The following is a 20,604-nucleotide window of genomic DNA, read 5'->3' as shown; positions in this document are numbered from 1 at the left end:
CATCGCCGTCAACGAACGCCCCAACAACCATCCAAACCACCCCCCTTCCCGAAGTACCTTCACCCTACGAGGAGGGTGTGACATTTTTAGCCCCCACCGGAGGCGCTCCCCGCGCGGTAGCCTCCCGCGTGCGTCGAATGGGGGAAGGCGGCTGTACAAACGCGTGGGCGCTCTCGCGGCGCGGGAGCCTGCTCGACAGGTAGATTCGGCACAGGCCAGTTGTACCGAATTGCGTCGTTCCAAAGACCAACATGCTTAGCCCTCCATGCAGGGCGCGGTGGCGGTTCCTCACACGATCTCAATGGGCTTGCCCAAGACATAGATGACTGTAAATATTTAAGTGTGTCTATGCACTTGGAACTCACAGCAGTAGAGACGGTTGCTTGCTGCTCACCGCTCACCCGCGAGCCACTGTCCGAACCCGAGGCTGAGGGGATTGTGCCTCTCTTGAAGGCGTTGGCCGACCCAGTGCGTCTCCGGTTGATGTCCCTGGTTGCCTCTCACGAAGGCGGTGAAGCATGTGTTTGCGACCTGAATGATGCATTTGACCTGTCGCAGCCAACCATCAGCCATCACCTTAAGGTCCTGCACGAGGCCGGCCTTCTGGACCGGGAGAAGCGTGGAGTTTGGGTGTATTACCGCGCCCGTACCGAGGCACTGGAAAACCTGGCAACTCTCATTGGCGGTAAGGAGCAGTGAGCTTAATACTGAGACGCGCCACCGCGGAGTTCGTGGGGACTGCGTTCCTGGTGATGGCCGTGGTGGGCTCCGGCATCGCAGCCTCCCGGCTATCCCCGAACGACGCCGGCCTGGCGCTCCTGGAGAACAGCGTCGCCACCGGGGCGGCGCTGATCGCCCTGATCGTTGCCTTGCAGCCGGTTTCCGCTTCTTTCAATCCCGTGGTCACGCTGGTCGAACGGGTTCTCGGGATGATCGACGGGCCTACAGCTACTGCGCTGATCGTGGCTCAGTTCGCCGGGGGACTCGCCGGAACCGTGGTGGCGAATCTGATGTTCGGCCTCGATGCCGTGAGTTTCTCAAGCCATGAACGCACAGGTCCAGGCTTGTGGCTTGGCGAAATTGTCGCCACCGTGGGGCTATTGCTAATCGTTTTCGGAACTGTCCGATCCGGCCGGGCCGACCGTGTGGCCTTCGCCGTCGGCGGTTACATTGCGGCCGCGTATTGGTTCACGAGCTCCACCAGTTTCGCCAACCCCGCAGTGACCATTGCCCGCACTATAAGCGACACCTTTTCCGGTATCGCCCCAGCCTCTGCGCCAGGATTCATCGCCGCGCAGTTGCTCGGCGGTGTGTCGGGCTTCCTACTGATCCGTTTCCTCTACCCAGCCCTCACCGCCGCTGAACAAGCAGCCGATCGAAAGGTCATTACATGAGCCAGAAGCCCTCAGTTCTGTTCGTTTGTGTCCACAATGCTGGCCGCTCCCAGATGGCCGCCGCCTACCTGAATCACCTTTCAGAAGGCCGGATTGAAGTCCGCTCCGCGGGCTCCGAACCGGCGGAAAGGGTCAACCCCTCCGCTGTGGAAGCCATGCTCGAGGAGGGCATCGATATCCATTCCGAGACCCCCAAGATCCTCACCACCGAGGCGGTGAAAGATTCCGACGTCGTCATCACCATGGGTTGCGGCGACACCTGCCCGTTCTTCCCCGGTAAACGTTATGAGGACTGGGTCCTGGAAGATCCCGCGGGCAAAGGTGTCGACGCCGTCAGGCCCATCCGCGATGAGATCAAGCGCCGTGTGCGGGAGCTTATCGCGGAGCTTCTGCCTGCCAGTGCCTGAAGAGTTCCGCACCTAAACCCTGAGGCCGGCTGAGGGGGACCGTCCACAGTGCCGATGGCCGCGCAATCAGAGGGTCCGCCGTCGTCGTTTGCGTTCCGCTCCATGCGCTCAACAGGGTGACGCTCGAGCCGCCGCCGCCCGCCAAGCACGACGGGATCACTCGCGGCCAGGCTTCGCGTGGCGTCAAAGTGCGGATCCGCCTCCGCGGCAAGAGTTCGCCGTTCGCGGCGCTCGGCGGGCAGAAGGCCGTTGAATTTCTTCCAGTCTGAATATGAGCTCGACGGCGACACGAGTGTGGTTGGGTTCGGTCCGGACGCTGCCAAGATCGATATCGGGGGCGCTGACGCTGTGGAGGAACAGTTGCGCAGACTGGTTCCGGAGCTCGACGTCGAGGATGTCGCTTCCCATGACTGGGCCGGTGACCCATACTCCGGCGAGACATGGCCCATGCACGCCACCGGTTTCCTTTCCCGATCACTGTCGGCGATGCAGGCAGCCCGCGCACGGGTGATCTTTGCCGGATCGGACATCGCCAGCGGCCTAGGGGCGGTTTTGTCGACTGTGCGATCGAAAGCGGAAGAAGGCGGAATGGAAGCCGCGAATGCGGCTTTTGAAGCATTGCACTCAACGACAAGAAGCGGTCGCTCCCCGACAAGTCACCGAGGACCTGCCACTGCCATGCTGGAAAGCACGATGCCCGGCCTCCAACGCCAGGCGTCTATCCCCCAAAACTCATGACCGCCAAGAAGGATCCAATGAGTATTTCCAATTCCGAACCTAAAACCGCGGAAACGGCCCCGCGGACTGAGCACTCGACGGCCCTGCGGGCCGGCAGCATCGGGGTGTTAGGCATTCTATTCTTTGTTCTCTCCGCCCAGGCGCCACTGACGGGCATCGTTGGCGCCGCGCCCCTGGCGGCTGCGCTCGGCAATGGCGCCGGCGCCCCGGGGGCCTATCTTGTAGTCGGCATAGTCATCATTATTTTTGCCGTTGGATTCGTTGCCATGAGCAGGAAGGTTGAAGCCAACGGCGCGTTTTATGCCTACGTGACGGCGGCTTTCGGCAGGAAAATCGGCGCAGGGGCCGCATGGCTCGCGCTGATGGCCTACAGCACCGTGCAAGCTGCGATGTACGGCCTCTACGGCGCCGCATTCTCCGGACTGTTGGGGTCGATCGGGGTCAGCATTCCTTGGTGGATGTTGTCCTTGCTTACGATGATCGGTGTCCAGGTTTTGGGGTCCCTGAACATTGAACTTGGTGCGAAGGTCCTGGCGGTACTGGTGGGCCTGGAAGTGGCCATCCTGGTGATGTTCGGCTTTACCGTCCTGTTCAGAGGCGGTGGTCCGGAAGGCCTGGATATCGCGGCTTCATTCTCGCCCGCGGCAATTGCGAGCGGCGCACCGGGTGTTGCCATCATGTTCGCTGTGGCGTCCATGTTCGGTTTCGAATCTACGGCCATCTATTCAGCCGAAGCCAAGGACCCACACAGAACTGTTGCCCGTGCAACGTATTTGTCGGTGGGAATTATCGCCGTCTTTTTCGCCTTTATTACCTGGATGTTGGTCAGCTTTTATGGCCCGTCGCACGTGGTTGATGCAGCGGTTGCCGCACTGGATTCAGGGGACGCAACGTCCTTTGTGATCGGGCCGCTGGTGGAATTGTTCGGTCCGTGGGCAGGAATCCTCGCGAGCGGGCTCCTTGTTACTTCGTTGTTGGCCGGAATTATTGCCTTCCACAACGGCATTAATCGCTACCTGCACTCCCTGGCCCTGCGTGGATCACTTCCCGCGGTTGTTGCCAGGACCAACCGTCACCGGGCCCCGGCCTTCGCGGCCCGCATCCAGACGGCCATAGCGGTTTTGCTCGTGCTCCCATTCGCAGCATTGAACATGGATCCTGTGCTGACTCTGTTCTCCTGGTTCAGTGGACTCGCTGTAGCCGCGCTGCTGGTGCTGTACGCGTTGTGCTCCTCCGCCGTCGTCGTGTTTTTCCGCCGTGAGCGGACCGCCGGCCAGCTTTGGCAGACGGCCATTGCGCCCGTGCTGGCGTTCCTGCTCCTGCTGGGCATCCTCGCCACCGTGGTTGGGAACTTCACCTCGCTAATCGGCGGCAGCAGTGAAACTGCGACGGCGCTACTCGCCGCGGTGCCGGTGGTGTTCGTCGTCGGTGTTCTGTCAGAGCTACGGGTGCGGAAAACGCAGCTGGCCAGCCGATAACAGGCCAAAATGGTCCAGCAGATCATGCGGGCTCCGGACTCCGGCGCCCGCATTATCTGCTCCATTAATGTGGCCTGTCATGAGTGCATGGTCAGTTAACTCCCGCGCCGCCAGTCCGTGGGCGATTCGCCGAAAGCTTCACGGAAGGTTCGGCTAAAGTGTGCCGCGTCCAAGAATCCCCAGCGTGCTGCGATGGCGCTCACCGAAGCCCCGGCATGAACCGGATCCCGCAATTCGCGGCGGATGTGCTCCAGTCGGCGGCTCCGGATCCAGCTTGACACGGTGGATCCGGATTCGTGGAAGACATTGTGCAAATGCCTGGTGGAAATGAAATGCGCCGAAGCGATAGTCGCGGGCGAAAGCTGAGGATCGGCAAGGTGCTCCTCGATGTATTCCCGGATCGACGTCGCCAGAACGGCTTGGGGCTTCATCCGGTCCGTGGCCACATCCAGCTCGGAATGCAGCATCGTAGACACAAGATCCAGGGCGTTTGTGGCTAGCCGGGAGCCGCTGGGTCCGCTCAACTGGCCGAGGTTGTCGGCCAGTTGGGTGATGAACGGACCCACCAGGTTGGTCAGCCCCGAGCCCGCAGCCAGCCGTACGGCCGAGAGTTGCCCCACGTAGTCCGGCGGCAAGGAGAGTGCGTCGTGCGGGAACATGACCACCATCATGCGCGCACGGTCCTCGAAGGCCAGCGAATAGGGCCTGTTCGTGTCGTAGATGGCCAGGTCGCCGGGCTGCAGCAGCGCCTCGCGATTGTCCTGGATGAGCAGTCCAGTGCCCTCCAACTGCAGGTTGAGCTTGAAGTAGCGTTGGTTGGATTGTGCGATCAGGGCCGGCGTGCGGTGGACCTGGTGGCCGGTCGCGCAAACCTCTACGATGCACATCCGGTCCAGCACCCTGGACCGCATTGTGCCGCGAAACAAATCCGGATGGCTGGTCTCGGCGGTGAGCGGCACAAAGGATTCGGAGGCGATCTGCCGCCAATGATCGAATGTAGTCGCAACGCTGGTTCGGAGATCCTGTCGACCGGGGAGGATAGGTGCTGCTGACATGGGTTTCCTGACGCTCATGAAATGAACTGTGTCCTGGGACACAGTTCATTCAGGGTAGCGGCCAGCGAAGACTTGTGTCGATCTTTTTTCGACGATCGGTGAAAAAAGACTCACAGGAGCGAAAGGAAGGCTTCCAGTTGCTCCTCGAGTCCGAATGATGCCTGGGCTGCCGGGGCCAGCGCCGCCGTTATTTGGGCTCCCAGCAGCATGTTCAGCAAGTGCCCGCCCAGCGTGGCATCGTCGACGGCGGCAGTCACCTCGCCGTCGGCCCTTGCCTCTGCGAGGTGCGCCACGATTGCGGCCGTCCAGAGTGCCATGGATTTGCGATGGATCTCGGCCTTTTCAGCATCGTTGACGGCCTTCTGCCAAAAGGGGATGACAATCCGGGCCTCGTTGACGCGCTCCTCGTCCAGGGGGAGCACCTCGAGGCTGAAGGCTCGCAGTGCAGGGATGCCCTTTTTGCCCGCTGTGACCTCAGCAATCCGCTGGTTGGTCCGGTTGAACACATGCTGGAACGCAAAAGTCAGCAGGGTGTCTTTGGTGGGGAAGTAGGGCTTCAAGGCTCCGTTTGCAAAGCCGGCTTCGGTGGCAATCTCCCGCATGGTGGCGCCCTCGATGCCCAGGCGGGCGATGATTCGCCACGTCGCGTCCACGAGTTCCAGGCGCCGCTCATCGTGATCAACAATCTTCGGCACGTCGGCGGCACTCCCCAGAAATATCGGCACGGAACCCTTGTGGCCCAGCTTACATATCGTTATTCTCTACAGTCATAGAAAAAAAGATTTCGACCCTCACGGGTCCTCGAGAGAAGGTCGCGATGACGCCCTCCACCACGCAAACTGCCATCACGGAAGTGGCCAACCCCTACCGCCTGGCGTCGGCTGCCGAAATCACCGAAGTTCAGAGCATCCTCCGTTCCAACGGCTTCCTCGGCCCGGAGAAGCGGATCGCCTACCTCGGCCTTCTGGATCCTGCCCGGAACACAGATCCTGCCCGGAATGCAGATCCCGCCCGCGGAGCCGAGATTCGCCGCGCAGACATTCCCGACGCAGACATTCGCCGCGCAGACATTCGCGACGCAGACACCAAGTCAGAAGACCGCCGCTTCCGCGTGTTCATCCACGATGTTTCCGGCGCGCGGCCCCACGACGTCACGGTCTCCGTCACGCGCGGCGAGGTGATTTCCGCCGTCGAACTGGACACGGTGGCCACCGGTGAGCTGCCGGTCCTCGAGGAGGAGTTTGAGGTGGTCGAGGCACTGCTGGCCACGGACCAGCGTTGGCTCGAGGCCCTCGCTTCGAGAAACCTGGACGTCAGCAAAGTCCGCGTGGCTCCGCTGTCCGCCGGTGTGTTCGAGTACCCGGAGGAAAGGGGACTTCGCGTGCTGCGGGGTTTGGCTTTTGTGCAGGACTTCCCCGAAGACAGCGCCTGGGCCCATCCCGTGGATGGCCTCGTGGCGTACGTGGACGTTGTCAACAAAATAGTCATGCAGGTGATCGACACCGGCGTTATCCCCGTCCCAACAGAGCACGGCAACTACACCGATCCAGAACTGACCGGTCCGCTGCGCAGCACCCAGAAACCCATCAACATCACCCAGCCAGAGGGACCCAGCTTCACGGTCACCGGTGGCAACCACGTCGAGTGGGAAAAGTGGAGCCTGGACGTCGGCTTCGATGTCCGCGAGGGCGTGGTCCTGCACAACATCGGCTTCCAAGACGGAGATCGCCGCAGACCCATCATCAACCGCGCGTCGATCGCCGAGATGGTGGTGCCCTACGGTGATCCTTCCCCTATCCGGTCCTGGCAGAACTACTTCGATACAGGGGAATATCTCGTTGGCCAGTACGCCAACTCCCTTGAACTTGGCTGCGACTGCCTGGGCGAGATCACTTACCTCAGCCCGGTCATCTCCGACGCTTTCGGCAACCCGCGCGAAATCCGCAATGGCATCTGCATGCACGAGGAAGACTGGAGCATCCTTTCCAAGCACAGCGACCTCTGGACCGGCATTAACTACACGCGCCGGAATCGCCGCCTGGTGATCTCGTTCTTCACCACCATCGGCAACTACGACTACGGCTTCTACTGGTACCTCTATCTGGACGGCACCATCGAGTTCGAAGCCAAGGCCACGGGCATCGTCTTCACCAGCGCCTTCCCCGAGGGCGGTTCAGACAACATCTCCCAACTGGCGCCGGGGCTTGGCGCACCGTTCCACCAGCATCTGTTCAGTGCGCGCTTGGACATGGCTATTGACGGGTTCACCAACCGGGTTGAGGAAGAGGACGTGATCCGGCAGCCCATGGGCCCCGGCAATGAAAGGGGCAACGCCTTCTCCCGGAAGCGGACCGTGCTGACCCGGGAATCGGAAGCTGCGCGGACGGCCGACGCCGCCAGCGGCCGGACGTGGATTATTTCCAACCCCGAGTCGCGCAACCGCCTCGGCGAGCCGGTGGGCTACAAGCTCCACTCCCACAACCAGCCCACACTGCTCGCCGATCCGGAGTCGTCGATTGCCCACCGCGCTGCCTTCGCCACCAAGGACCTGTGGGTGACCCGCTACGCAGAGGACGAGCGCTACCCCACCGGCGACTTCGTCAACCAGCACGCCGGGGGCGCGGGCCTGCCGGCCTATGTGGCGCAGGACCGCGACATCGACGGCCACGACATCGTGGTGTGGCACACCTTCGGCCTGACGCACTTCCCGCGCGTCGAAGACTGGCCGATCATGCCCGTGGACACCGTGGGCTTCAAGCTGCGGCCCGAGGGTTTCTTCGACCGGAGTCCGGTGCTGGATGTCCCCGCCAACCCAAAGCAGTCGTCTGGTCACGGTGAAGGGCACGGCAGTGGCCACTGCCACATGTGAGCGGCTACTTCCGACCTGGCCAGTGGTACATGGGCGGCTCTGCGCCACCGTGACGTTGGCCTCTGCCCTGGTTCATCTGTGGTTCGCCACCACCGGCCAGCACGGCTTGTGGATGGGACTCCTAATGGTGGCCCTCGCCGGAGTCTGCCTCCCATGTGCAATACACCTCTGGCGACGGCGCCACCTCGCTTCCGCGAGCAGGGTCACGGCGTGCGCCGTCGCCATGGCCGCGGTCCACGCGGCGCTGCTGCTCAGAGGCGGACATGGAGGTGGGGGACACGGAAGTGGGGGACCCGCCCACGCATCCGGACCGCCGTCGGGCTCCATCACGGACCCGACGGCGGCAATCGAGCCGGGTGCCGCCGTCGTACTTTTGGGGATTATCGCCCTGGAAATCACGACGGCGATGGTCGCCGCAACGCTGACTGCGCGGCTCAGGCGACTGAACTATTTAAGTCCAGACCTCACGAAGGCATCCACAACGTAGCGCTGCAGGAAGATGTAGATCAGGAAGATCGGCAGGCAGGCCAGCGCGGAAGCGGCCATGATGGCACCCCAGTTGTTGCCCTCGGCGCCGAGGAAGCCCCGGATGCCAACCTGGATGAGCGCGTCGGACTTCTGCATGATCAGGGAGGGCCAGAGGTACTCGTTCCAAGCGCTGATGAACAGCATGATTCCCAGCGCGGCAAGCGCGGGCCGGAGGTTGGGGACCACTACCTCCCACAGGGTCCGCCAAGAGGATCGGCCGTCCATTTGGCTGGCATCCAGCAGGTCCTTGGGGAAGGCCTCCAAGTGCTGCCGGAGCATCATGACCGCGAACGCCGAACATAGCTGCGGCAGGACTACGCCCGCGATGGTGTTGAGCATTCCCAACTGCGAAACCAGGAGGTAGTTGGGAATCATTGTCACCTGGAACGGCACCAGCCACGAACCCACGAACAGCAGGTACAGGGCCTTCTTGCCGGGGAAGTCCCAGCGGGCGAAACCATAGGATGCCAGGATCGCGACGAGTAACTGGGCAAGCGCCAGCAGCAGGGACATGCCAAAGGTGTTGGCCAGCATGCCCGCGATGGGAATGGTGCGCAGGACGTACTGGAAGTTCTCCAGGCTCAGCGGCCCGGGCAGTGGATTATTGGATAACGCCTCCGACGCCGGCCGGAATGCAGTGACGAACATCCAGTAGACCGGGAAGATGGACGCCACTGCGAGGAGGATCAGCAGGGCATGGCTGGGAACCAGTGACCAGGCGACCCAACGCGGGAAGCGGCGTGCCGCACTCGGTTGGACGGCGCCCGGTTGGACTGCGCCCGGTTGGACGGCGCCCGGTTGGACGGCGCCCGGTTGGACTGCGCCCGAATGGGTGGGCGATGCGATGGTGATGAATGCCATTGGGAGTTCCTAGTTGTCGTAAAAGCTGAGGCGCTCGGAGAGTTCCACAAAGACCAGGGCCACCAGCCCAAATCCAAGGAAGAAGAGCGTGCCCGCGGCGGACGACAGGCCGGCGTCGAAATTCCGGAAGCCGAACTGGTACAGCAGGTAATAGATGTTGGTGGAGGAGTTCCCCGGCCCGCCTTGGGTGACCAAATCGATGATGGGGTAGGTCCACTGGGCCGACAGCAGGATGGTCATGAGGCACAGGAACACGAGGCTCGGAGAGAGCAACGGGATGATGATCCGGCGCGTGATCTGAGAGCCGCTGGCGCCGTCGATGGATGCCGCTGCTGCGTAGTCCGGGCTGATACCTGCCAGGCCCGCCGACACCACCAGCACACCGAAGCCCAGCATCTGCCAGCCGACGATCACAATAACGGCCAGCATGGAGCCGTTCGGGTCGCGGAACACGTTGCCCATTGGTGAGCCGAGGGTCGCTGCTATGGCCGGGATGGTTCCGCCTTCGGGGGCAAACAGCCACCGCCAGATGGCGCTTGTGGCAACCGGCGTGATGAGGAACGGCACAAAGATCAGGGCCTGGTACACCGTGCGCGCCTTGCCCTGGACCTTGCGGGAGAGCAGTGCGAAGACCAGGGGGAGCGCCGCGGAAATGGCCAGGAACGCCAGGATGTACAGGGCCGTGTTGAGCAGGGCCTGGTGCAGTTCCGGTAGGTTCAGCACCTTGGCGTACTTCTGCACATCCACGAACTGCTTGGGTTTGGTGGGGATCAGGTTCCAGTCGTAGAAGGATAGGTTGACCGTCTGGCCCAGTGGCCAGTAGGTCCATACGAGCAGCAGGATCACGGCCGGTGCGATGTAAAGGTAGGGCTTCCAGCTGGGGCGGGTTGAGCCGGCTCGCCTGGCTTGGCGCCCGGCGGGGCCGGCGGCTGTTGCGGCCGCCGGCCCCGGGGTTTCGATAAACATTGGGAGAGGTTTCCTTTTCCGCCTTTGGCTACCGGGCGGTTCCGGCGTAGTCTCCGCGCATAGCCTCGGTGACCTCTTCCAGCGTCATCTTCTGGAAGGCCTCCATCTGTTCGGCCGTGACGCTGTACACCGTGGAGAACTCGCCGATCGGGACGACGGAGCTGAGCAGCCGGTCCTGGTAGACGTGGATCAGGTTGAACGCCTGGGCGCCGTCCTGGCCGCGCATCGTGTTCCGGGGAACGTTGAGGTCCTGGGTGTAGCACGTGGCTGAGGCAACTGTCACCGGGACGCCCGCAAAGGTCGAGAACGTGGAGTAGTGCAGGTGGCCGGCCAGGATGCCGCGCACATCGGTGCCTTCGATGACCTTGGCCAGGCGGTTCTGCTCACGAAGCTCCACCATCGCCATGATCTTCAGCGGGCTGGGAACCGGCGGGTGGTGCAGCGCGATCAGGGTGCCGTGCGGGGCGGGGGTGGCCAGGACATCTTCCAGCCACGCGAGCTGCTCGTCCGTGATCTCGCCGTGGTGCAGGCCCGGGACTGTGGAGTCCAAGGCGATGATGCGCAGGCCGTTGATGTCGTGGACCATGTCAACGGATTCCTGTCCGGCGTCGGAGTCCAGCAGCCCGGCGCGGAAGGCGCTGCGTTCGTCGTGGTTGCCCATGACCCAAATGACCTTGGATCCGAGTTCCTCGGCCACGGGTTCCACGATGTTGCGAAGGCGGACGTAGGCGTCGGGGCGGCCGGTGTCGGCGAGGTCGCCGGTGAACACCATGGCCTCGGGACGGACCTGGGCTTTCACGAAGTCGCGGAACAGCTGGCGGAGGTTCTCGTCGCTGTCCACACTGCCGTGCAGGAGGTCGTTGTCGGCAACAAAGTGTGTGTCGCTGATGTGGAGGATGAAGTGCTCAGGGGTAGGGTGCTGGGGTGCTGTGTGCTGGGGTTCGATCGTCATTGTGCGTACTCCTTATGCAGTGGTGGGTGAAGGTGTGGTGAGGACCGCTGTGAGGCGGTCCAGGTCGTCGTCGTTGAAGCCGTGGGTCTGCAGGAGCCCACGGACGCTTCCGTAGCTTCGATCAATGAATTCCAAGGTTGCGGCCAGCACAGCTGCTGGGCTGGCCGCAATGATGTCGCGGAGGTCCGGGCCCACATTCTCGACGCCGGGGTGTTGGGCCACCGCGGCCAGCATGGCGTCCACCCACTCGCCGGCCAGGTTCTGCTCCGTGGCGGCGTAGTCGCGGAGGACCTGCCCGCGGTCAACACCCGCGGCGATCAGGGCAAGGGCGATCACGACGCCGGTCCGGTCCTTTCCCGCGGTGCAGTGGACCAGCACAGGGTCAGTGCCGGAGTCGGCGATCAGCCGGACTGCTCCTGCCAGGCGGTCGGCGTGGCGTGCGATCATCAGCCGGTAGATGTCCATGAGCGTGGTTGTCGCGTCGAGGCCCGGCACGCTGCCCGCCTGGAAGATGGGGTTATGCCTGGACTCCAGCGCCAGGCCATCCAGTTGGCTAGGCGATCGATCGATCTCGGAACTGTCACGCAGATCGATGACCAGGCGAATGCCTAGCGCGGCAATCTGTGCGCGACCGTCGTCGGTCAGGCGGTGCAATCCGTCGGAGCGGAAGAGCTTGCCCTCGCGGATAACGCGCCCCGCTGCGGTGTAGCCACCAGTGCTGCGGAAGTTGTAGGTTCCGCCCACGGCAAGGGGGCGATTGGCGTCGCCGAGGAGCGAATCCTCGGTAAGGGTAGTCACGGAAAGTTCCTTAGTGGTGGGTTAGCGGGGGAGCAGGTCCTGGGCCCTGCGCTGTGCCTCGGACATGGTGGCCTTGGCGTCCTTGCCGTAGTAGACGACATCTTCGATTGCGGTGGCCAGGATGTCGTCCACCTGCACGTAGCTGTTTCCGGGATAGGACACCCACGGCTGCAGCCGGTCCAGCTGGGCGAGGTTCGGGGCAAGGAGCGGGTTCTTCTGGGCCCAGTCGTAGAGCGCGCCGCCCTTCTCCGTGAGCGAGGTGCGCAGCGGGAGGTAGCCGATCTTGCTGGAGATCTGCTCGTAGGCGTGGTCGCTGGTCATGAACTTGATGAGTTCCCAGGATGCACGCTGCTTGGCGGGGTCCTGGCCGAGGATGAAGAGTGCTGAGCCGGAGTTGGTGGGCACGGACGGCTTGTCGCCGAAGCCGGGCATACCTGCCGCCTTCAGGGTCCAGCCGGCCTTTGCGGAGCTGGACATAAACATGCCCTGCAGCGCGGAAGTGGTCAGCTGCATGGCCGTCTCGCCCTTGGCGAAGCCCTCATACATGCTGGTGGAGTCGCTGTTGCGGAGCACGCCGGCCTTGTACATGTCCGCCAACTTGGCCACGGTGTCCGCCGCGGCGTCGGAACCGAAGCCGATCGTCTTGCGGTCGTCCGACAGGACCTCGGCACCGTTGGACTTGAAGACACCCTGCATGCACCAGTTGCCGCCCTTGACGGAGCAGGAGACATCGAGGGACGGCTTACCCGTCTTCGCGGTAACTGCCTTGGCGACCGTCAGCACCTTGTCCCACGTGGAAAGGTCGACGTCGGCAGGCACCCCGGCTGCCTGCAGCTGGGTGGCGTTGTAGAAGAGGACGGGCGTGGAGAACACGTACGGGATGCCATACGTTTTGCCGTTCCAGTCGGCCAGGGTCTTGGCCCGGTTGTGGAACGGGTGGTCGCCGGCGAGGTGCTGGTCGACGGCGTCCTTGCCCACCAGGTCGCTGATCGGGTTGGCGCCGAGTTGCGTGGCGGCGAAGTCGAGGGAGTCGAACGTGAGCTGGGCGACGTCCGGGGCTTTGCCGGCCAGGAGCTGCGTCTGGACGCTGCTGACGGTGTTGGAACCGGCTGCGCCGCCGCCCTGCGGGGCCTGCGCCGTGACGTGGATGTTGGGGTGCGCCTTTTCGAAGTCTGCGATCAGGCCCTTGATGGTGTCAGTCCAGACGCCGGCCTGGGCAAGGTTGTAGCTCTCAAAGGTGATGTCGACCTGCTGGTCGGCCTTCAGCTCCGGGATCTGCGCGGAGACAGTGCTCGCCTGCGTGGCGCCGGAGCAGGCAGCGAGGGTAAGGGCGGCCGTACCGGCCACGATGGACAGTGCAAGGGAACGGAGAGTTCGCACGGTTTTTCCTTCGGTGTTGGGGGAAGGTGATTGGAGATTTTCAGGCCACTGGCGCGGGCACTGACGCGGGCTGCCACTCCAGGCGGCGGCCACTGGCCTTGTCGAAGAGGTGGAGGCAGCCGGCGTCGGCGCTGAGCACCACGGCGCTGCCGTCAATCCAGCGCTCGCTCCGCGAGGCGCGGACGGCAACGCGGTTCTCGCCTACGCGGCAGTAGATGATCTGCTCGCTGCCGAGGTTTTCGGAAAGTTCGACGACGCCACGGAGGGCGGCGCCTGAGTTCGGGGCGGCCGCGGCGGAAGAAGGCGCATGGATGCTCAAATGTTCGGGACGAATGCCCAAAACGGCGTCGCGACGCGGTGTTTCGCCGGGCCACAGTACGGCTTCAACCGAGGGCGCCATTACGGTGACCATGCCGTTGCTAGTGGAGAGTTCAGCATCGATGAGGTTGGTTGCAGGGGAACCAAGGAAGCCTGCTGCGAATACGGAGGCTGGCTTGTCGTACAGTTCCTCCGGCGTACCGAGCTGTTCGAGTTGGCCACCGTTGAGCAATGCGATCTTGGTAGCCATGGTCATGGCTTCCACTTGGTCGTGTGTGACGTAGATGAACGTCGCGCCAAGGCGGCGGTGGAGGCCTGCGAGCTCTTGCCGCGTGGCAGTCCGCAACTTCGCGTCCAGGTTGGACAACGGCTCGTCCATGAGGAACGCCTTGGGTTCGCGGACCAGTGCGCGGGCGACGGCGACGCGCTGGCGCTGGCCGCCGGAAAGCTCCTTGGGCTTACGGTCCAGCAGATGGCCAATTTCCACCATCTCGGCAACCTGCTGGACTCGTTCCTTCACGAGTTGCTTGTCTGTTTTACGGACACTGAGCGGGAAAGCCAGGTTTTTGGCGACGCTCAAGTGCGGGTAAAGCGCGTAGCTCTGGAAGACCATCGCGAGGTCACGCTTCTTGGACGGGGCGTTGGTGATGTCCAGGCCATCCAATTCCAGCGAACCGGACGTTGGTTCCAGCAGGCCCGCGATCATGCGGAGAAGGGTGGTCTTGCCGCAGCCGCTGGGACCGAGCAGGACCAGGAAGTCACCGTCGTCGACGGTGAGCGAAATGTTGTTGACAGCAGTCACGTTCTTGAAAGAGCGGGACAGCTGCTTGAGCACTAATCGGCCCACGAGCACCTCCGGGGGAAACGATGTTTCCTGTTTCAACTTCTACAGGAAACGTCTTACCCTCTGAGGCTGGGCGTCGGAGATTAACGGACGGTGCTTTCCACGGAAACTCCATGGGCGACAACAAGAAACATTCTGCGGCGGGTGGGCAACTTACGCTTTGTCTTCCGTGTCCTCACCGACGATGTGCAGGACTTCTTCGGAGACCGCGGACCGGGCGTGCTCCACCTCAGGCGAGTCTCCGGTCACGGCGGCGTGAAGCGCCGACAGCACCAGCATCTGGACGATATTCCCAATGGGAAGCTGATCGTTCCAGGAATGGAATTCCGCACCCGCCACCAAGGTGTGCGTGGAAAGTTCAGCGAGGGTCGATTTGGCGTAGCTCGTTACGCCAACCACCGTGGCGCCTTGCTCGAGGGCGATCCGGGCACCGCCCAGCGTGAAACTGTTAAGTCCGCTGTCGCTTACGGCGATGCAGACATCGCCCGGCGCCAGCAGCTTGGCCATGATGTGCTGCGAAACGATGTCACCAGGGGCCTCGCAATCCACGCCCGTACTCAAAAGACGCAAGGCCAGGCTTTTAGCAGCAGCGAGTGAGGCGCCATTGGCCAGCACAAGCAACCTGTTGGCGTTGCGAATTGCCTGGACGGCGGCGTCGAACGATTCAAAGTCAAGGGAGCCCAAGGCACCGCGGATGTCGTTTGCTGCCCTGGCAAAGATGCCCGTGACCAGGTGCTCAGAGGAGCCGGGGGTCCCCGTGGCAGCGTTGCCCTCCTGCTCGGCCTGGTCCCGCGCGGCCGCGCCCAAATCGCGCAGGAGAACCTGGCGCAGGTGCTGGAACCCGTCAAAGCCCATCCGCTTGCACGCCCGGACAATGGTTGCCGGAGAGGTTGCTGTTTGCGCTGCCATGTCCGCCACCGACATCCGAGCCACGGTTTCCGGTGAGTCCAGGCAAAGCTGCGCCACACGCTGTTCGCTGGGGACCAGCGAAGGAAGGATGGACTTGATGTGGGCTCGGGAGCCACCAATGGGCGGCTCAGCCTTGTACGGGTTCATTCGGCTTTCATATCAGATGAAACTAACGGGCGGGTCTCAGTTCCGGAGGTCCGGTGCCGGGACCCGCCCTAGTGCGGTTTCTTAGGCTACTTCGCCAGGAACGGCAGGAGTGCGTCGTTGACCTCGGCACCGTGGGTCCACAGCATGCCGTGCGGGGCGCCCTCGATCTCAACGTACTCCGCGGACGGCAAGGCCTCTGCGAAGCGGCGGCCTGTGACGTCGATGGGGAGGATGTTGTCTGCCGTGCCATGAACGATCAGCGCGGGCACGTCGATCTCCGGGATGTCCGCACGGAAATCCGTGAGCCAGGTTGGCTGCGCGGCCACCGAGGCGAAGGCTCCGGACTGTGCAGCGAGGGCCCAGCTGGCGCGCACGGATTCTTCACTCAGGCGCGGGGTGCCCAGGAACGTGTCCGAGTTGTAGAAGTTCGCGAAGAAATCCGTAAAGAAGGCATAGCGGTCCGCCTTGGCGGCTTCCAACAGTTCGTCGAAAACAGTCTGCGGAACGCCTTCCGGATTGTCCTCGGTCTGCAGCATGAACGGTTCCAGCGATCCAAGGAATGCTGCCTTGGCCACCCGCGCCGAGCCGTAGGTGCTGATGTAGCGGGCCACTTCGCCGGTTCCCATCGAGAAGCCGACCAGTACAACATCGTTCAGGTCAAGAGTGGTGAGCAGGGCGTTCAAGTCGGCAGCGAACGTGTCGTAGTCATAACCGGTGGTTGGCTTGCTCGACTTGCCAAAGCCCCTGCGGTCGTAGGTGATGACGCGGTAACCCGCGTTCAGGAGGGCAGCGGTCTGCTTCTCCCAGGAGGATCCGTCAAGGGGGTATCCATGGATAAGGACCACGGGCTGTCCGGTCCCGTGATCTTCGTAGTAGAGCTCGATTTCAATGCTGTTCTCGTTTCCGACGCTAACGAATGCCATGAATGCGGTCCCTTCCAAGCGAATGTGCCGAACGTTCTTTAGCCTAGCCAAACACGGGGAACATGCCCGATTCCGCCCTCAGAATACTCCCTAGTTGCCCACAGCAACTGGTCGTAAACTGGCCTTCGAGCAACGCGGGACACGTCACGCGTGCGGGTTGGAGGTCGGGATGCTGTGGCAACTATTGCTGCGATTCCTGCGGCCGCATCAGCGGCTGCTGATCGCCGTCGTCGTCTTCCAATTGGCGCAGTCAATCGCCTCGCTGTACCTGCCCACGATCAACGCTGACATCATCGACCAAGGTGTCGCCAAAGGCGACACCGCCTACATTCTGGGTATGGGCAGCATCATGCTGTTCATCACCCTCTTGCAAATCGCCTGTTCGGTTATAGCCGTGTATTTCGGCGCCAAGGCGGCAATGAGCCTGGGCCGTGACCTCCGGGATGCCATCTTCATGCGGGTGGGCGAGTTTTCCGAGCAGGAAGTGTCCAAGTTTGGTGCGCCCTCGCTCATTACCCGCACCACCAATGACGTCCAGCAGGTGCAGCAGCTGGTCCTGATGTCCTGCACCATGATGGTGGCGGCTCCAATGCTCAGCATCGGAGGCGTCATCATGGCCATCCGCCAGGACGCGCAACTGTCTTGGCTCATCGCGGTCTGCGTTCCCGTGCTGCTGGCGGCGGTGGGGTTGATCGTCACCCGGATGGTCCCGCTGTTCCGGAAGATGCAGGTCCGGATCGACACCGTGAACCGCGTCCTCCGGGAGCAGCTCACCGGCATCCGGGTGGTTCGGGCGTTCGTCCGGGAAGGGCTGGAAACAGACCGTTTCCGGCTGGCGAACGACGACGTCACGGACGTTGCGCTGCGGGCCGGCCGGCTTATGGCGCTGATGTTCCCCGTGGTGATGCTGGTGCTGAACATATCCAGTGTGGCGGTGATCTGGTTCGGTTCTTTCCGGATCGACGACGGCTCCATGCAGGTAGGCACCCTCATCGCCTTCCTCAGCTACCTCATGCAGATCCTGATGTCGGTCATGATGGCAACGTTCATGGCTGTGATGATTCCGCGGGCCTCCGTCTCTGCCGACCGTATCGGCGAGGTGCTGGAGACCGAATCCAGCGTCCGGCCGCCGTCGAACCCTGTCACGGAAGCCGCAGCCGGGCGGCAGCTGCGCGGCGAACTGGAACTGAGCGGGGTGGGCTTCGCCTACCCGGGCGCGCAGCAGCCCGTCCTCAACGACGTCACTTTCACCGCCCGGGCGGGGCAGACGACGGCGATCATCGGCAGTACTGGCGCCGGAAAGACGACACTCGTCAACCTCATGCCGCGGCTATTCGACACCACCAGCGGCTCGGTGCGGATGGACGGCGTCGATATCCGGGAACTGCATCCGGACCGGCTCTGGGGGCACATCGGGCTGGTACCGCAGAAGCCATACCTGTTTTCCGGGACGGTGCGCAGCAACCTGCTTTACGGAAAGCCCGACGCCACTGAAGAGGAACTGTGGCAGGCGCTCGCCGTGGCGCAGGCGCAGGACTTCGTTGAGCAAATGGACGGCGGCCTGGAAGCCCCCATTTCACAGGGCGGCACCAACGTTTCCGGAGGGCAGCGGCAACGGCTCGCCATCGCCCGGGCGCTGGTAAAACGCCCCGAACTCTACATCTTCGACGACTCTTTCTCCTCACTGGACACCGCCACCGACGCCCGGCTCCGGCAAGCGCTCAAACAGCACACCAACGGCGCCACGATGGTGGTCATCGCCCAGCGCGTCTCCAGCATCATGGACGCGGACCAGATCGTGGTGCTCGACGACGGCAGGATTGTTGGGCGCGGAACTCACCGTGAGCTTATGGAGACTTCGGAGACGTACCGCGAGATTGTGACCTCGCAGCTCACGGCGGAGGAGGCAGCATGAGCACCCCGACCAGCACCTCTCCGGGCAGGATGCAGCGGCCGCCGATGGGACCTGGCAGGGGCGGACCCTTCGCGGGCATGAACGTTCCAGCGGAAAAAGCACTGAACTTCTCGGTGTCGGCGCGACGCTTGCTGGGCACCCTCCGGCCTGAGCGGCTGGCGCTTCTGCTTGTCCTGATCCTGGCGGTGGCAAGCGTCACGCTCTCCGTCATCGGCCCGCGGCTACTGGGCGAGGGAACCAACATCATCTTCTCCGGCGTCGTCTCCAAACAACTGCCGGAAGGCGTCAGCAAAGCCGACGTAATCGCACGCTTGCGCGCCTCCGGCCAGGACGCCCAAGCCGACATGCTCGGAGCCATGACCCTCACGCCCGGCCACGGCATCGACTTCGCGGCGTTGTCTTCGATCCTGCTGTGGACGTTGGTCATTTACGTCCTGGCCGCGGCGTTCGGATGGATGCAGGCGTATGTGCTCAATGGCATTGTGCAGCGGACAGTGTATGGGCTTCGGGAGCGCATCGAGGCGAAAATCCACCGGCTGCCGCTGCGGTATTTCGACTCCATCCAGCGCGGCGAACTGCTCAGCCGGGTGACCAACGACGTCGACAACATCTCCCAAAGCCTCCAGCAGTCCATCAGCCAGGCGGTGTCTTCCCTGCTCACCGTGGTGGGTGTGCTGGTCATGATGGTGCTGCTGTCGCCGCTACTGGCCCTGATCGCCATCGTCACGGTGCCGTTGACCCTCGCGACTACCATGCTGATCGCCAAGCGCTCGCAGAAACTTTTTGTGGCGCAGTGGCGGAACACCGGCGAACTGAACGGACAAATTGAAGAAACCTTCACGGGGCATGCCCTGGTGAAGGTCTTCGGCCGCCAGCGCGAGGTGCAGGAGCGGTTCCGTGCCAAGAACGCCGAACTGTTCAATGCCAGCTTCGGGGCACAGTTCGTCAGCGGCCTCATCATGCCGGCGATGAACTTCATTGGAAACCTGGTGTACGTGGGCATCGCCGTGGTGGGCGGCCTGCAGGTTGCCTCCGGAGCCATGCAGCTGGGAGACGTGCAGGCGTTCATCCAATACTCCCGGCAGTTCACCATGCCGCTGGCGCAGCTCGGATCCATGGCGAACCTGCTTCAGTCCGGTGTTGCCTCCGCGGAGCGCGTCTTTGAGCTGCTGGACACGGAAGAGGAAAGTGCGGAACCCACTCCGGGCGCGGCCCCTACGGCAAAGCGGGGCCGGCTGGTGTTCGAAAACGTGTCCTTCCGATACTTGCCGGACAAGCCGCTCATCACGGACCTAAGCCTGGTGGCCGAGCCGGGGCAGAGCATCGCCATCGTGGGACCGACAGGCGCGGGCAAGACCACATTGGTGAACCTCATGATGCGCTTCTACGAGCTCGACGCCGGTCGCATCACCTTGGACGGCGTGGACATCGCCACGATGTCGCGCCAGGAGCTCCGCTCGCGGATGGGCATGGTGCTGCAGGATACGTGGCTGTTCGGCGGGACCATCCGGGACAACATCGCGTACGGCCGGCCGGAAGCTTCCGAGCTCGAGATCCTGGACTCGGCCCAGGCAACGTACGTTGACCGTTTTGTCCACTCCTTGCCCGAGGGCTATGACACCGTGCTCGACGACGAGGGCGGCAACGTGAGCGCGGGGGAGAAGCAGCTTCTGACCATCGCCCGGGCTTTCCTGTCCCGGCCATCGGTGTTGATCCTGGACGAGGCAACCAGCTCAGTGGACACCCGTACCGAGCTGCTGGTCCAGCAGGCTATGCGCGCCCTCCGTTCGGACCGGACCAGCTTTGTCATCGCCCACCGCTTGTCCACCATTCGGGATGCTGATCTCATTCTTGTGATGGAGTCCGGGCAAATCGTGGAGCAGGGGAACCATAGCGAACTGCTGGCCGCCGGCGGAGCTTATGCCCGGCTGTATGAAGCCCAGTTCGCGGCCCCGGTTGCTGAGGGCTGAACCCTAGCTGCTGAGGGCTGAACCCTAGTTAATGCCTGCTTTATCCTCTCACGCCTAAATTTGCTGTGGACATGTTGTATACAGTTCGCGTACAGTTTGAGTACAGACCTCCGGAGAGCTTCCCGCATTGGCGCGGGCAGCCATCAGTCCAG

General features: G+C 63.0%; 20 protein-coding genes. 10 read left to right on the top strand and 10 right to left on the bottom strand.

Features of this window, described 5'->3' with window-relative positions; genetic code table 11:
- Nucleotides 1-348: 348 nt before the first annotated feature.
- Genes LD110_RS20995 through LD110_RS20970 form a run of 6 tightly spaced genes read left to right on the top strand, consistent with a single transcriptional unit; the run spans nucleotide 349 to nucleotide 4,017 of the window.
- Nucleotides 349-699: a metalloregulator ArsR/SmtB family transcription factor gene (locus tag LD110_RS20995; protein ID WP_225501880.1), complete on the top strand. Its 351-nt coding sequence runs from the start codon at nucleotides 349-351 to the stop codon at nucleotides 697-699.
- A complete protein-coding gene (locus LD110_RS20990; RefSeq protein ID WP_225501872.1) occupies nucleotides 696-1,394 on the top strand; it encodes an aquaporin in 699 nt (232 codons plus the stop codon). The genes LD110_RS20995 and LD110_RS20990 overlap by 4 nt, the downstream gene beginning before the upstream one ends.
- Nucleotides 1,391-1,801: an arsenate reductase ArsC gene (locus tag LD110_RS20985; RefSeq protein ID WP_225501870.1), complete on the top strand. Its 411-nt coding sequence runs from the start codon at nucleotides 1,391-1,393 to the stop codon at nucleotides 1,799-1,801. The genes LD110_RS20990 and LD110_RS20985 overlap by 4 nt, the downstream gene beginning before the upstream one ends.
- 29 nt (nucleotides 1,802-1,830) lie before the next feature.
- Entirely contained in the window at nucleotides 1,831-2,070 is a 240-nt protein-coding gene (locus tag LD110_RS20980) for an FAD-dependent oxidoreductase (protein ID WP_225501878.1), read from the top strand.
- Nucleotides 2,051-2,539, top strand: coding sequence for an FAD-dependent oxidoreductase (locus tag LD110_RS20975; protein ID WP_225501868.1), 489 nt, complete (start codon nucleotides 2,051-2,053; stop codon nucleotides 2,537-2,539). The genes LD110_RS20980 and LD110_RS20975 overlap by 20 nt, the downstream gene beginning before the upstream one ends.
- A gap of 17 nt (nucleotides 2,540-2,556) precedes the next feature.
- Nucleotides 2,557-4,017 carry an APC family permease gene (locus LD110_RS20970; RefSeq protein ID WP_225501866.1) on the top strand — a complete coding sequence of 487 codons (1,461 nt, stop codon included), beginning with the start codon at nucleotides 2,557-2,559 and terminating at the stop codon, nucleotides 4,015-4,017.
- A 95-nt stretch (nucleotides 4,018-4,112) separates the two neighbouring features.
- Here the strand turns inward: LD110_RS20970 and LD110_RS20965 are convergent, their stop codons facing one another.
- Together LD110_RS20965 and LD110_RS20960 are read right to left on the bottom strand one after the other, a co-directional pair.
- On the bottom strand, nucleotides 4,113-5,072 hold the full coding sequence (locus LD110_RS20965; RefSeq protein ID WP_225501864.1) for a helix-turn-helix domain-containing protein: 960 nt from the start codon (nucleotides 5,070-5,072) through the stop codon (nucleotides 4,113-4,115).
- A 110-nt stretch (nucleotides 5,073-5,182) separates the two neighbouring features.
- The gene (locus tag LD110_RS20960) at nucleotides 5,183-5,767 is read right to left on the bottom strand and encodes a TetR/AcrR family transcriptional regulator (protein WP_225501862.1); all 585 of its coding nucleotides are present in this window, start codon (nucleotides 5,765-5,767) and stop codon (nucleotides 5,183-5,185) included.
- A gap of 122 nt (nucleotides 5,768-5,889) precedes the next feature.
- Here LD110_RS20960 and LD110_RS20955 point away from each other — a divergent pair, with 122 nt between their 5' ends.
- Both LD110_RS20955 and LD110_RS20950 read left to right on the top strand, forming a co-directional pair.
- A complete protein-coding gene (locus LD110_RS20955) occupies nucleotides 5,890-7,941 on the top strand; it encodes a primary-amine oxidase (RefSeq protein WP_225501861.1) in 2,052 nt (683 codons plus the stop codon).
- Entirely contained in the window at nucleotides 7,922-8,428 is a 507-nt protein-coding gene (locus LD110_RS20950) for a hypothetical protein (RefSeq protein ID WP_225501859.1), read from the top strand. Before LD110_RS20955 ends, LD110_RS20950 begins: the two co-directional genes overlap by 20 nt.
- On the opposite strand, the gene LD110_RS20945 is transcribed toward LD110_RS20950, so the two are convergent.
- The 8 genes from LD110_RS20945 to LD110_RS20910 all read right to left on the bottom strand — a co-directional run bounded on the left by LD110_RS20945 (nucleotide 8,389) and on the right by LD110_RS20910 (nucleotide 16,567).
- The gene (locus tag LD110_RS20945; RefSeq protein ID WP_225501857.1) at nucleotides 8,389-9,330 is read right to left on the bottom strand and encodes a carbohydrate ABC transporter permease; all 942 of its coding nucleotides are present in this window, start codon (nucleotides 9,328-9,330) and stop codon (nucleotides 8,389-8,391) included. The two genes, LD110_RS20950 and LD110_RS20945, sit on opposite strands and share 40 nt — an antisense overlap.
- A gap of 9 nt (nucleotides 9,331-9,339) precedes the next feature.
- On the bottom strand, nucleotides 9,340-10,296 hold the full coding sequence (locus tag LD110_RS20940; RefSeq protein ID WP_225501855.1) for a carbohydrate ABC transporter permease: 957 nt from the start codon (nucleotides 10,294-10,296) through the stop codon (nucleotides 9,340-9,342).
- A gap of 28 nt (nucleotides 10,297-10,324) precedes the next feature.
- Nucleotides 10,325-11,248, bottom strand: coding sequence for a phosphodiesterase (locus tag LD110_RS20935; RefSeq protein ID WP_225501853.1), 924 nt, complete (start codon nucleotides 11,246-11,248; stop codon nucleotides 10,325-10,327).
- Nucleotides 11,249-11,260: 12 nt separating this feature from the next.
- The gene (locus tag LD110_RS20930; protein WP_225501851.1) at nucleotides 11,261-12,046 is read right to left on the bottom strand and encodes a tyrosine-protein phosphatase; all 786 of its coding nucleotides are present in this window, start codon (nucleotides 12,044-12,046) and stop codon (nucleotides 11,261-11,263) included.
- Nucleotides 12,047-12,067: 21 nt separating this feature from the next.
- Nucleotides 12,068-13,426, bottom strand: coding sequence for an ABC transporter substrate-binding protein (locus LD110_RS20925; protein ID WP_225501849.1), 1,359 nt, complete (start codon nucleotides 13,424-13,426; stop codon nucleotides 12,068-12,070).
- Nucleotides 13,427-13,466: 40 nt separating this feature from the next.
- On the bottom strand, nucleotides 13,467-14,591 hold the full coding sequence (locus LD110_RS20920; protein WP_225501848.1) for an ABC transporter ATP-binding protein: 1,125 nt from the start codon (nucleotides 14,589-14,591) through the stop codon (nucleotides 13,467-13,469).
- Nucleotides 14,592-14,741: 150 nt separating this feature from the next.
- Nucleotides 14,742-15,644: a MurR/RpiR family transcriptional regulator gene (locus tag LD110_RS20915; RefSeq protein WP_225501845.1), complete on the bottom strand. Its 903-nt coding sequence runs from the start codon at nucleotides 15,642-15,644 to the stop codon at nucleotides 14,742-14,744.
- Nucleotides 15,645-15,730: 86 nt separating this feature from the next.
- Nucleotides 15,731-16,567, bottom strand: a complete 837-nt coding sequence (locus LD110_RS20910; RefSeq protein ID WP_225501844.1) for an alpha/beta fold hydrolase — start codon at nucleotides 16,565-16,567, stop codon at nucleotides 15,731-15,733.
- 169 nt (nucleotides 16,568-16,736) lie between these two features.
- Between LD110_RS20910 and LD110_RS20905 the strand changes: the two genes are divergently transcribed.
- Nucleotides 16,737-18,482: an ABC transporter ATP-binding protein gene (locus tag LD110_RS20905; RefSeq protein ID WP_225501876.1), complete on the top strand. Its 1,746-nt coding sequence runs from the start codon at nucleotides 16,737-16,739 to the stop codon at nucleotides 18,480-18,482.
- Nucleotides 18,479-20,452: an ABC transporter ATP-binding protein gene (locus tag LD110_RS20900; protein ID WP_308012470.1), complete on the top strand. Its 1,974-nt coding sequence runs from the start codon at nucleotides 18,479-18,481 to the stop codon at nucleotides 20,450-20,452. The genes LD110_RS20905 and LD110_RS20900 overlap by 4 nt, the downstream gene beginning before the upstream one ends.
- Nucleotides 20,453-20,604 lie beyond the last annotated feature (152 nt).

This window comes from Arthrobacter sp. M4 (genome assembly GCF_020251205.1).
In the GTDB taxonomy this organism is placed as follows: domain Bacteria; phylum Actinomycetota; class Actinomycetes; order Actinomycetales; family Micrococcaceae; genus Arthrobacter.
Note: the sequence above shows the minus strand (reverse complement) of the source record. Positions and strands in the feature narration are given on the sequence as shown.